General features: G+C 64.9%; 8 protein-coding genes. 7 read left to right on the top strand and 1 reads right to left on the bottom strand.

Going from position 1 to position 12639, the window contains the following annotated elements; translation table 11 throughout:
- Position 1 precedes the first annotated feature (1 nt).
- From E4K09_RS24820 to E4K09_RS24850, 7 genes are all read left to right on the top strand, one after another.
- Positions 2–2146, top strand: a complete 2145-nt coding sequence (locus tag E4K09_RS24820; protein ID WP_166802507.1) for a sensor histidine kinase — start codon at positions 2–4, stop codon at positions 2144–2146.
- Positions 2147–2212: 66 nt separating this feature from the next.
- Positions 2213–3529 (top strand): amidase, encoded by a 1317-nt coding sequence (locus E4K09_RS24825; protein ID WP_134500321.1) that lies wholly within the window; start codon positions 2213–2215, stop codon positions 3527–3529.
- A 70-nt stretch (positions 3530–3599) separates the two neighbouring features.
- A complete protein-coding gene (locus E4K09_RS24830) occupies positions 3600–3989 on the top strand; it encodes a YbaN family protein (RefSeq protein ID WP_134500322.1) in 390 nt (129 codons plus the stop codon).
- A 371-nt stretch (positions 3990–4360) separates the two neighbouring features.
- Complete coding sequence (locus tag E4K09_RS24835) at positions 4361–5950, top strand: isocitrate lyase (protein WP_134500323.1); 1590 nt, start codon at positions 4361–4363, stop codon at positions 5948–5950.
- Positions 5951–6230: 280 nt separating this feature from the next.
- The gene (locus E4K09_RS24840) at positions 6231–7448 is read left to right on the top strand and encodes an efflux RND transporter periplasmic adaptor subunit (protein WP_134500324.1); all 1218 of its coding nucleotides are present in this window, start codon (positions 6231–6233) and stop codon (positions 7446–7448) included.
- Entirely contained in the window at positions 7448–10582 is a 3135-nt protein-coding gene (locus E4K09_RS24845) for an efflux RND transporter permease subunit (protein ID WP_134500530.1), read from the top strand. The genes E4K09_RS24840 and E4K09_RS24845 overlap by 1 nt, the downstream gene beginning before the upstream one ends.
- A 301-nt stretch (positions 10583–10883) precedes the next feature.
- The gene (locus tag E4K09_RS24850; protein ID WP_134500325.1) at positions 10884–11645 is read left to right on the top strand and encodes a response regulator transcription factor; all 762 of its coding nucleotides are present in this window, start codon (positions 10884–10886) and stop codon (positions 11643–11645) included.
- A 67-nt stretch (positions 11646–11712) separates the two neighbouring features.
- Here the strand turns inward: E4K09_RS24850 and E4K09_RS24855 are convergent, their stop codons facing one another.
- Complete coding sequence (locus tag E4K09_RS24855; RefSeq protein ID WP_244610673.1) at positions 11713–12618, bottom strand: DNA-methyltransferase; 906 nt, start codon at positions 12616–12618, stop codon at positions 11713–11715.
- Positions 12619–12639 lie beyond the last annotated feature (21 nt).

Consider the following 12639-nt stretch of genomic DNA (forward strand, 5'->3'; position numbering starts at 1 on the left):
CATGAACGAGGCGGACCATCATGCATCGGGAGCCATGCCGCGCAGGCCGCATTTCGCCGTCGGGACCCGCACATCGCTGCGACAGGTGCTTTGGGCGCTCGTTCTCGCTCTCACCTTGCCGGCCGTCCTGATCGCCGCAGCCGGGTTTTATTCGGGGTACCGTGCTGAACGCGAGGCGACGGACCTGCGCCTCCAGGAAACCGCCAGGGCCTTGAGCCTGTCGATCGATCGCGAGATCGAGACGAGCGAGATGGCCCTGCGGGTGCTTGCCCTCTCTCCACATATCGCAAACCGTGATTTCGCTGCCTTCCACAAGCAGGCGCAGGAGGCGGGACTCGCCGCTCCTTCCTGGGTGGCGTTGATCGAGCCTGGCGGCGAGGTGCTTCTCAACACGCGCGTGCCCTATGGTTCGCCCTTGCTCCATAGTCGGCGCGAGGACCTTTTCCGGAAGGTGCAGGAGACCCGCAAGCCCCAAGTGTCGGATCTTCATACCGCCCCGATCACCGGGCAGGCCATCATCACGATCGATATGCCCGTCATCCTCGGCGACAGGGTGGCCTATCTCCTCTCGGCGGCGATCGGCCCGGGAATCTTCCAGCAGCTCATCACGGATCAGCGCATCGCTCCGAGCTGGAACGCGGCCGTCCTCGACCGCAGCGGGCGGATCGTGGCCCGCTCCCGTTCGCCCGAGCAGTTTATGGGGCGGCTTTCCAATCCTGTCATACGCGATGCCGCAGCGGCGTCTTCCGAAGGCAATGTCCAGAGCGTGACGCTCGACGGCATCCCGGTGCGTGCCTATTTCAGCAAGTCGCCCATCTATGGCTGGACCTTCGTCGTGAGCGTGCCGTCCACGGAACTCGCGGCTTCGTTCCGGCGCCCTCTGTTCTGGCTCCTGGTTCTCGCCGGGTGCATTCTCATGGGGGTCTTCCTGGCGGCCGTTCTCTCGCGCCTGATCGCCAAGCCGGTCGATCAGCTCGTGTCCGTGGCACAAGCGCTCAGGACGGGCCGCGAGCCCGGCGAAGCCACGACGCATGTGCTTGAATTCGACATGATCCAGAAGGCTCTGACCGAAGCGTTCTCCGATATCCGCGAGAAGGAACGGCATCGGAACGAGGCCCTCGCCCGCATCGCGGACAGCGAGGCGCGGCTTCGCCTGGCACTCAATGCCGGGCATCTGGGCTCGTGGGAGTACACGCCGTCGACCGGCGTCTTCGTCGCCTCGCCGCAATGCCGCGCCAATTTCGGCCGGGGTCCCGACGAGCCCTTTTCCTATGACGACGTGATCGCCGCCATTCATTACGACGATCGGGCGCGACAGGCCGAGGCCGTTTCCCAGGCGCTTCAGAACCGGTCGGACCTTCACGTGGAATATCGTGTCGTCTGGCCGGACCATACCGAGCACTGGATCCGCATCAGCGGGCGCGTGCGCATGGGCGCTGACGGGGGCCTCTCGCTCGTGGGTGTCTCGCAGGACATCACGGAGAGCCGCATGGCCGAGGAGCGCCGGGGGCTTCTGCTGCACGAGCTCAATCACCGGGTCAAGAACACCCTGGCGACGGTCCAATCCGTCGCCGCCATGACGCGCCGTTCCGCCGAGCAGGGCGATGCGGGGGCCTGGGATGCCTTCCTCGGGCGGGTGCAGGGCTTGGCCAAGACGCACGACCTTCTCACCGCCACCCAGTGGCAGGGGGCTCTCCTCGAAGACGTGCTGAAGAACGAGCTGGAACCCTACCAGGACACCATGCGCCAGCGCATCCGCCTGCGCGGCCCGAAGGTCAATCTTCAGCCGAGCGCCGTTCTGGCCCTGGGACTCGCCATCCACGAGCTCGCCACCAACGCGACGAAATACGGAAGCCTCACGACGTCGGAAGGCAAGGTGAACGTCATGTGGGCGGTCACGCCCGCGCTGAACCCGCCGGTGCTGATCGTGGAATGGGTCGAAAGCGGAGGGCCGCTCGTGAAGCAGCCCACGCGCCAGGGTTTCGGCACCAAGCTGATCCAGCGCGGCCTGGCTCAGCAGCTCGGAGGCGAGATCAAGCTCGACTTCAAGCCCGAGGGCATTCGCTGCGTCATTACCTTCCCGATCAGCAACGTGATGGTCGAGAGCGACGAGACGGGCGTGAGCGTGGAGCGATATGCTTCCTGAGGCGGGCCGAGGGGGACGCCGGGGGCCTTGACACCTGCATGTCCGCCAGGATGGTTGCAAATTCGAATGGCTCTCCGATCGGGTGCTTGCATGATGACGGTGCGCGACAAACTCGAGATGATCCTGGCGCGGCTGGCCGCCCGGGAGGGCGAGGAGCGGGTTTTCACGACGCTCTACCCCGCAGCCGCCAGGGGCGCGGCCGACGCTGCGGATGCGCGCCGGCAGGCCGGAATCTCCTTAGGGCCGCTCGATGGCGCGCTCGTCTCCATCAAGGATCTGTTCGACGTGGCGGGGGAGCCCACGCGGGCAGGCTCGATGGTGTTGCGCGATGCCGCCCCTGCCGAGCGGGATGCAACCGTCGTTCATCGCCTGCGCCGGGCGGGCGCCGTGATCCTGGCCAAGACCAACATGGTGGAGTTCGCCTTCTCCGGCCTGGGCCTCAATCCCCATTACGGCACACCGGGCAACGCCGTGGATCCCGCGCGGATTCCCGGCGGCTCGTCCTCGGGGGCGGGCGTCGCGGTGGCGGAAGGAACCTCCGAGATCTCCATCGGCAGCGACACCGGTGGTTCCGTGCGCATTCCGGCGGCGCTCAACGGCGTCGTGGGCTTCAAGCCCACTGCCAAGCGCGTTCCGCTCGACGGTGCCTTTCCCCTTTCGCCCAGTCTCGACTCCGTCGGTCCTCTCGCCCGCTCCGTGCAGGATTGCGCCTTGGCCGACGCGATCATGGCCGGAGAGGAGCCCCGTCGGCTAGAGGCCCATCCCCTGGCCGGATTGCGGATCGGCATCCCCCGGGGACGCCTGTTCACGCGCAGCGAGGCGATGGTCGAGGAGGCGTTCGAGCGAGCCCTGAGCCGCCTCTCGCAGGCGGGTGCGAGGATCGTCGACCACCCGATCGATGATCTGCTGCTCGTCATGCGCGAGACGACGGCAGCGGCCTCCATCGCGTCCATCGAGGCTTCGGAGGTGCATGCGGATTGGCTCGAGAGCCGTGCGACCGAGATCGATCCGCGGGTCCATTACTGGCTGGCACGCAGCAGCGCCGTTCCGGCTCATATCTACCTGCGCATGATGCGCCGTCGCCGTGCGCTCGTGCAGGCCATGGACGAGCGCCTCGCGCCTGTCGACGTGATGGTCCTGCCTACGACTGCCATCACGGCGCCGCTGATCGCGCCGCTGGAGGCGGATGACCAGCTCTACAACGGGACGGACGCGCTGATCCTGCGCAACACCCAGGTGGCCAACCAGTTCGACCTGACGGCCCTGTCGCTGCCCCTGCCGGATTGCGAGCGTCCGGTCGGCCTTATGCTCATGGCGCGGCACGGTGAGGATCGCAGGCTCCTGGGCATCGCGGCCGCCATGGAGCAGGAACTGACGCGCTGACAGGCCGCGCGGGACCATCCGGGACGGTGCGCGTTCTCTCCTTCCCGAGGGACAGAAGCAGGAAGGACACATGCGCAGGTTCCACCTTGCCGTCGGCTATGCGAGCCTCGGACTCGGCCTTGCGGGAATCGTGCTGCCGCTGTTGCCGACGACGCCCTTCGTGATCCTGGCCGCATGGTGCTTCGCCCGGTCCAACCCGGCGCTGGCCGCGCGGCTTTACGAGAACCCCCGCTTCGGTCCTCTCCTGACCACCTGGCGCGACCAGCGCGCCATTCCCTTGCGGGCGAAGATCTGGGCGCTCCTGACGCTCGCGCTGTCCTACGCCATAACCGTCTGGCTCGTCCGAAGCCCCTCCCTGCCTTTCGTCCTCGCCGCAATCATGGGCAGCGTCGGGCTCTACATCGTCACCCGTCCGAGCCCGCGCGAGCTCACGCAGGATCGGGACAGAAGCGGCGATTAGAGCATCTCGGGACACCGGGCGGCCGCAGGAGGATCGGAAAACCAGAATCTTGTAAGAATTTTACATCGCGCCGATCCGATCCGGCGCCCCTTTCGTGCTGAGCCCTGGCGGGTCACAAGGCGACCGGACTTCCATCTCTAAAGCATAGACTTAAGGTGTATGCGACGTCCGAAAGCGAGAGGGGGCCGCCGTCCGGAAGGCAATTCTCCAAAGAAATCAATGCAGAGTTCCTTTGCAGGTTTTGTCAAAAGTTTACCGATTAACAGCGCTTCCCTTGTAAAGCTTCACAGCTGGACCTTAACTCGGCTTCCGGAGCCCGAACGCGCCGGATACTTCCTCGTTCAACATGTCCAGAAGCGAGGAATACGAACGTGGCTTACCAAGATCAGATTGCACAGGCTCACCGCGTCATTGAAGAGGCCAGCACCTGGAGCGGCATCAATCCGGAATCGGTTGCGCGCATGCGCCTGCAGAACCGTTTCCGGACCGGTCTCGACATCGCGCGCTACACCGCAAGGATCATGCGTGAGGACATGGCCGCCTACGATGCGGATCCCTCGCTTTACACGCAGTCCCTCGGCTGCTGGCACGGCTTCATCGGCCAGCAGAAGATGATCGCGATCAAGAAGCATTTTGGGTCCACCAAGCGCCGCTACCTCTATCTGTCCGGCTGGATGATCGCGGCGCTGCGCTCCGAGTTCGGCCCGCTGCCCGATCAGTCCATGCACGAGAAGACCAGCGTTCCCACCCTGATCGAGGAGCTCTACACATTCCTGCGCCAGGCCGACGCCCGCGAGCTGGGCATGCTGTTCCGCGATCTCGATGCCGCCCGCAAAAGCGGCAACACAATCAAGGAACGGGAGCTTCTCGGCGCCATCGACACATATGAGACCCATGTCGTTCCGATCATCGCCGACATCGATGCGGGCTTCGGCAACGCGGAGGCGACGTATCTGCTCGCCCGGAAGATGATCGAGGCCGGCGCCTGCTGTATCCAGATCGAGAACCAAGTGTCGGACGAGAAGCAATGCGGCCATCAGGACGGCAAGGTCACCGTTCCGCACGAGGACTTCCTGGCCAAGATCCGCGCCGTGCGCTACGCCTTCCTCGAGCTCGGCGTCGACGACGGCCTCATCGTGGCGCGCACCGACTCGCTCGGCGCCGGCCTCACCAAGCAGATCGCCTTCAGCCGCAAGCCCGGCGACATCGGCGATCTCTACAACGGCTTCCTCGATTGCGAGGAGATCACGCCGGAGAACTGCGTCAACGGCGATGTGGTCATCAACCGCAACGGCAAGCTCCTGCGGCCGAAGCGTCTGCCGAGCAACCTGTTCCAGTTCCGTCCGGGAACGGGCGAGGACCGCTGCGTGCTCGACTGCATCACCGCCCTGCAGAACGGCGCCGACCTGTTGTGGATCGAAACCGAGAAGCCGCATATCGAGCAGATCGCCGGAATGGTGGATCGTATCCGCGAGGTCGTTCCGGACGCCAAGCTCGTCTACAACAACTCGCCATCCTTCAACTGGACCATCAACTTCCGCCAGCAGGTTTACGATGCCTGGGAGAAGGCTGGCAGGGATGTCTCGTCATATGATCGCGCGAAGCTCATGAGCGTGGAATATGACGAGACGGAGCTCGCGAAGGAAGCCGACGAGCGCATCCGCACCTTCCAGGCGGAGGGTTCCAAGCGCGCGGGCATCTTCCATCACCTGATCACGCTGCCCACCTATCACACGGCGGCCCTGTCCACCGACAATCTGGCGAAGGAATATTTCGGCCAGGAGGGCATGCTCGGCTATGTGCGCAACGTGCAGCGCCAGGAGATCCGCCAGGGCATCGCCTGCGTGAAGCACCAGAACATGGCAGGCTCCGATATCGGCGACGACCACAAGGAGTACTTTGCCGGCGAGGCCGCGCTGAAGGCCGGTGGTGCCCACAACACGATGAACCAGTTCGGCTAGAGCATCGGACCTACGAGGATCTCCCTCGTCATGGCGGGGACTTGATCCGGGGATCAGTCCCGGCCATCCACGTCTTCAGAACCGCGCCGGAACAAAGGCATGGATCACCGGCACAAGGCCGGTGATGACGAGGAAGGGTAGGGCCGCATTCTCACCGGCCACGACCCGCTCTCTTCTTTGAAACCCGGGTGCCGAACCAGAGCGTCTGTGCGTCGTTGGATAGCAGGACCGAGGCAGGCCGTTCTCCGGCATGTTCGCTCCGGTTGCCTCGGAGGACGACGTGGCCAAGCGCATTCTTCTCATCGCCATCGTCGGCCTGGCGCTTGTCGCCGGCCTTTACGTTTTCGTGTTCCGCTCCTCCGGGAATCCGCCGGCGCCTCAAACCGCGTCGGCAGCTCCTCCGCCCCAGGTCGGGGTCGTCACGGTGCAGCCGGCCGAGGTTCCGTATCCGGTGGAATATGCCGGACGCGTCGCGGGATTCCGCGATGTGGAGGTGCGCCCGCGGGTCGGCGGTCTTCTGCTGGAACGCCGGTTCGAGGAAGGCGCGCGCGTCAAGGAAGGCGATGTGCTCTTCCGGATCGACCCGGCCACCTATGAGGTGGCCTTGAACCGGGCGCAGGCGCAATTGCAGCAGGCGCAGGCGACGCTCCGTCAGGCCGAGGAGAACTTCAACCGCACCGAGGAGCTCTTCCGCCGGCGCGTCTCCACCGACGTGCAACTCGACGAAACCCGCGCGCAGCGCGACCAGGCCCGTGCCAGCGTCAGCCTTGCCGAAGCCGAGGTGGAGGGAGCCAAGCTCAATCTCGGATACACCACGGTGACGGCGCCCGCCACCGGCGTCACGGCCCTTCTGTCGCCTCCGGTCGGCGCGCTCATTCAGGCGCAGCAGACGCTTCTGACCACGATTTCCCAGCTCGATCCGGCCTATGTGAACTTCTCCTTCACGGACGAGGAGGGCCGCGCCTTCCGCGCCTTGAACGAGCGCAGGGAAAGGCCGATCTCCGAAAAGGAGCTGAAGGTCGAGCTGCTCTTCGCGCAGGAGACCTCCTATCCGCATCCCGGTCAGATCGACACCGCCGCCCAGCGCGTCGATCCGCAAACCGGAACCATCCAGGCGCGGGCGATCTTCCCGAATCCGGATGGCGCCTTGCTCCCGGGCCAGTTCGTGCGCGTGCGCATCACCGGGATCACGCTGCCGGATTCCATCGTGGTCCCGCAGCAGGCGGTGAGCCAGGGACCTCAGGGGCCGATGATCTACGTTCTGGGTGAGAACGATATCGCCCAGGCGCGGCCGATCCGCCTGGGGCCGGAGGTTCCGGGCGGCTGGGTCGTGCGTGAGGGTTTGAGAGAGGGCGAACGGGTGGTCGCCGACGGCGTGATCCGGGTCCGCCCGGGACAACCCGTCCGGCCGGGGCCGATGCCGGCTCAGGCGCCGGAGACGACCGGTTCGGCTGCGCCGGGCTCTCAGGGCGGAGCGGCCTCGGGGTCGCGCCCATGATCTCGAAGTTCTTCATCGACCGCCCGATCTTCGCCTCGGTGCTCTCCATCGTTATCGTGCTCGTCGGGCTGATCGCCATGCGGATCCTGCCCGTCGCGCAATATCCCGAGATCGTGCCGCCCCAGGTGGTGGTCTCCGCCACCTATCCGGGCGCGAGCGCCCAGACCATCGCCGAGACCGTGGCCGCGCCCCTGGAACAGCAGATCAACGGCGTCGAGGACATGATCTACATGCAATCGACCTCGACCGGCTCGGGCACCATGAGCCTGTCGGTCTTCTTCCAGACCGGCACCGATGCCGACCAGGCCACGATCAACGTCAACAACCGCGTTCAGCGCGCGACCGCGGTTCTGCCCGAGGAGGTGCGGCGGCAGGGCGTGACGGTCACGAAGCGCTCCTCCTCGATCCTGCAGATCGTCGCGCTCTCCTCGCCCGACCGGCGCTACGACACGATCTACATCTCCAATTATGCGCTGGTGAACGTCATCGACGAGCTGCGCCGCACGCCTGGCGTCGGCGACGCCTCGCTCTTCGGCGCGTCGGATTACGCGATGCGCATCTGGCTCAGGCCCGACAAGGTCGCGCAATACGACCTGACCCCGGCCGATATCGCGGCCGCCATCCGCGAGCAGAACGCGCAGTTCGCCGCCGGCCGGTTCGCCGAGGAACCGATGCCGGGCCGTCAGGCCTTCACCTATTCGGTCACGACCCAGGGGCGCCTCGCGGACCCGCGCGAATTCGAGCAGATCATCCTGCGCTCCGATGAGAACGGTGGCGCCCTCCGGCTCAAGGATGTCGCCCGGGTGGAGCTGGGCTCTCAGAACTATTCCACGGTGGCGACCCTCAACGGGGCGCCGACGGTTCCCATCGGCATCTATCTCCAGCCCGACGCCAATGCGCTGGAGGTGTCGGAGGCGGTCAATGCCACGATGCAGCGGCTTTCGCAGCGCTTCCCCGACGGCCTGCGCTACGACGTGCCGTTCAACACCACGACCTTCATCGAGGTCTCCATCGAGGAGGTCATCCACACCTTCGTCGAAGCCATCGTGCTGGTCGTGGTCGTAGTCTTTCTCTTCCTGCAGAACTGGCGTGCGACGCTGATTCCGCTGCTCGCCGTGCCGGTCTCCATCGTCGGCACCTTCGCGGGCATGTACGCGCTCGGCTTCTCGATCAATCTGCTCACGCTGTTCGGGCTCATCCTCGCCATCGGCATCGTGGTGGACGACGCCATCATCGTGCTGGAGAACGTCGAACGCATCATGACCACGCAGCACAAGCCGCCTCGCGAGGCGGCCATTCAGGCGATGCGCGAGGTGAGCGGCCCGGTCATCGCCGTGGTGCTCGTGCTCTGCGCGGTGTTCATTCCCGTGTCCTTCCTCGGCGGGCTCGCCGGCGAGCTCTACCGGCAATTCGCCGTGACGATCGCCGTCTCCGTGGTCATCTCCGGCATCGTGGCCCTCACGCTCACGCCCGCCCTCTGCGCGCTTCTGCTCAAGGAGGGCCACCGCGAGCCGTGGCGTCCGTTCCGGATCTTCAATCGCGGTTTCGACCGGCTGACCCAGGCGTTCACGTCCGGCACGGCATTCTTCCTGCGTCACGCGGTGGTGGCGCTGGCGTTCATCGCGGTGATGCTCGGCGCCACCTGGTGGCTGTTCCAGCGGGTTCCAGGCGGTCTCGTGCCCGCGGAAGATCTGGGAAGCGTCTTCGTCGTGTCGATGCTGCCGCCGGCAGCCTCCCTCGACCGCACGCTCGACATCACCGGCAAGGTGACCGAGGGCACCATGCAGAACCCTGCCGTCGCCGATGTCGTCACATTGGCGGGTTTCGATCTTCTGTCGGGCGCGCAGAAGACCAATGCTGGCGTCTCCTTCGTGTCGCTCAAGGATTGGTCCGAGCGCGCCGATCCCCGGCTCGACGCCCGCAATCTCGCTCCCGGCTTCGCGGCTCTCAATGCCAATTTCCGCGATGGAGTCGTGATCGGCTTCAACCCGCCGCCCATCATGGGCCTGAGCACCACCGGCGGGTTCGAGTTCTATCTGCAGGACCGTTCCGGCGGCAGCCTGGAGAGCCTGGCGCAGGCGGCCCAGCGGGTCGTGCAGGTGGCCGGCCAGCGTCCGGAACTCGCCGGGGTTTCCACCACTTTCAACACAGGCGTGCCGCAATACCGGATCGACGTGGACCGCGAGAAGGCGAAAGCGCTCGGCGTTCCGATCTCGGCGATCTTCGACACGATGCAGAGCACATTCGGCAGCCTGTACGTGAACGATTTCACCCTGTTCGGTCGCACCTATCGGGTGAGCCTCTCCTCCGAGCCCGAGTTCCGGCATTCGCCCGAGGACCTGCGGCACGTGTTCGTGCGCTCCAGCAACGGCACCATGGTTCCGCTCAACGTCCTTCTGACCACCGCCCGCACCGCCGGGCCCGACGTGGTCGACCGGTTCAACGTGTTCCCTGCCGCGAAAATCCAGGGCAATCCGGCGCCCGGCTTTTCGTCGAGCCAGGCGATCGCCGCCATGGAGCAGGTGGTGGCGCAAAGCCTGTCGTCGGATTACTCGATCGGCTGGACGGGCTCGGCCTACCAGGAGCTGCAATCGGCCGGAACCGGATCGCAGGGATTCCTGCTCGGCCTCGTGATGGTGTTCCTGATCCTGGCCGCGCAGTATGAACGCTGGTCGCTGCCCTTTGCCGTGATCACGGCGGTGCCGTTCGCCGTCTTCGGGGCGATCCTGGCCATCTGGCTGCGGGGCATCGAGAACGACATCTACTTCCAGGTCGGCCTCGTCACGCTGATTGGACTGGCGGCCAAGAACGCGATCCTCATCGTCGAGTTCGCGGCCGAGCGATATCGCGAGGGTGCCCCCGTCTACGATGCCGCGCTCGAGGCGGCGCGCTTGCGCTTCCGCCCGATCGTGATGACGTCGCTCGCCTTCATCCTCGGCGTTGTGCCGCTCGCCATCTCGACCGGCGCCGGATCCGCCAGCCGGCACTCGGTCGGCACGGGCGTCATCGGCGGCATGCTGGCCGCGACCTTTCTGGCGATCCTGTTCGTGCCCCTTTTCTTCAGGCTGGTGACACGGGACAGGACGGCGCGAGAGGCCGCGGCACCGCCCGCTCCGGCACCCGCCGGCGAATAGGCGGAGGAAAGGACCATAGGGCCGAACCGGACATCCGCCGGTACCTGGGAATCGTGCCGGGTCCCATGGCCTTGCCGCTCTTCGATCCACGGATGGATCAAGCCCGCTTCCCAATCCGCGGAAGAATTTCAGGGCCATCGGATGAAAATCTTAATTTTCCGTCCTTTGCAGGCAACTCTTCCGGGCTAGAATCTACCCCTTCCGTATTAGGCTACTTGGCCTATGCCTTGATTATACCTGCTGACTGGGTACCCTTACGGAAGAAGAGCAAAGTCTTTTGCTCGCATCTGGGGGTAGGTCAATGTCTTACGAAGCGGCTAGGCCGATTGCGAACAACAATGTCCGGTCTGTCAATACTGTCCTGATCTCCAAAAACGGGTTGATCTGCACAGGGATCAAACGTCTCCTGGACAGGAGCAGCTATAGCATCGTCAGCGCGATTCCCGATATGGCGGCTCTCTCCAACCATTGCCCCGATGCTGAAACCGATCTCTTCATCATCGACGGCGACAGGCCTGTCGAGCAGACGATCGCAGCCGCGACACATGCGAGAGCCACATATCCCATGTCGAGGATCGTTGTGATCGCCAGCCAATTCGATCTTGACTTCGTTCGCCGCGGGCATGCGGCGGGGGTCAATGGCTTCTGTCTCTCGGGGAGCAGCCGGGACGTTCTCATCACGTCTCTCGAGCTGGTCACGTTGGGCGAGGGAGTTCTGCCGCCCGTGGTGATGACCTCCTTGTTGAACAGGCCGGAGCCCGATCCGGCACCAAAGCCGCTCCTCGACGGCCGCATTCGCGCAGGAATGCGTGCGGACGATCCCAAGGCGACGAAGCTGTCGGCCAGGGAAGCAGAGGTCCTGAGGCATCTGATGGGAGGAGCGGCCAACAAGGTGATCGCCCGTGAGCTCGATGTCGCCGAGGTGACCGTCAAGGTTCACGTCAAGACCATTCTCAGGAAGATCGGGGCCGCCAACCGGACCCAGGCTGCCATGTGGGCCTCCGTGAATCTTCCTGCGAATTCCGGATCATCCGACAGCTTGGGCCCGCACTATCTTCGATAGCCGTCCCTGGGCGAACCATTCCTGGCCAGCCTGCCGTTCAGGCGGCGTTCTTCAGCCGTCCGGGATCTCAGCCATGCGAGCGGCTGAAAAGATCTTGCCGAAGGCGGGACTGCGCCATCTCCACGTATCGCGGGTCAATGTCGCAGCCGACATAGTGACGGCCGACATTCCGGGCCGCCACCAGGGAGCTGCCGCTCCCGCAAAACGGGTCGAAGACGAGTTGTCCTGACTGCGTCGTCAGCTCGATGAGCGCCTGCATGAGCCGGACGGGCTTCTGCGTCGGGTGAAGCCCCGCCTCCTTCGGGGCGAAGCCGATGTCGAGCGCATTGTCGGGTCGGTCGAAATACCGAAGGAAGGCCTCCTCATTGTATCCGCCGACCCCATGGTCGAGAGCGTTGTCGGCAATGGTCGTCCCGACCTTATAGGGCTTGGTGAACCACAGGATGGGCTCGAAGGTCGGGCGAAGATTGCCCACCCGCCAACCCTGCCAGCGCTCCGCCGCCTGATCGTCGCCTCGCCGCTCGAACACGATGTTCAGCCGCTGGGCGCGGTGCGGCGCCCTGTCCCGATGCCAGGCCAGCATGTCCTTGAAAGAGAAGCCCGCATCCTCCAGTGCGCTGATGCAGCGATGCGAAAAGCGCCTTCCGGAAAAGACGATCGCGCTTGCCCCGGGTTTCAGGACACGAAGCCATTCGGATGCCCAGGACGAGCACCACTCCTGGTACTGACGGGGAATTTCGCGGTCGGCCCCGGACCAGCCGTTGATGGGCTTGCCGCGTTTCCTGAAGACGGCTCCGGCCCGCTCCTGCGCAGGACTGGAGCCGAGATAGGCCGAGTTCGTGTTGGGATGGAGGACGTCCCAATCCTCGGCCCCGATGCCATAAGGAATATCACTGAGGATAAGGTGAACGGATTCGTCGCCGAGAAAGTCGAACGGTTTTGTGCTGTCAGCCAAAAGGATTTCGTCGATCAATGCTTGCTCGTGGTCGTGAGA

The sequence above is a fragment of the Microvirga pakistanensis genome, from assembly GCF_004458765.1.
Taxonomy (GTDB): Bacteria; Pseudomonadota; Alphaproteobacteria; order Rhizobiales; family Beijerinckiaceae; genus Microvirga; species Microvirga pakistanensis.

Coding starts and splice junctions, on each gene's coding strand:
- E4K09_RS24820 (WP_166802507.1), top strand. CDS start 2: ATGAACGAGGCGGACCATCATGCATCGGGAGCCATGCCGCGCAGGCCG.
- E4K09_RS24825 (WP_134500321.1), top strand. CDS start 2,213: ATGGCTCTCCGATCGGGTGCTTGCATGATGACGGTGCGCGACAAACTC.
- E4K09_RS24830 (WP_134500322.1), top strand. CDS start 3,600: ATGCGCAGGTTCCACCTTGCCGTCGGCTATGCGAGCCTCGGACTCGGC.
- E4K09_RS24850 (WP_134500325.1), top strand. CDS start 10,884: ATGTCTTACGAAGCGGCTAGGCCGATTGCGAACAACAATGTCCGGTCT.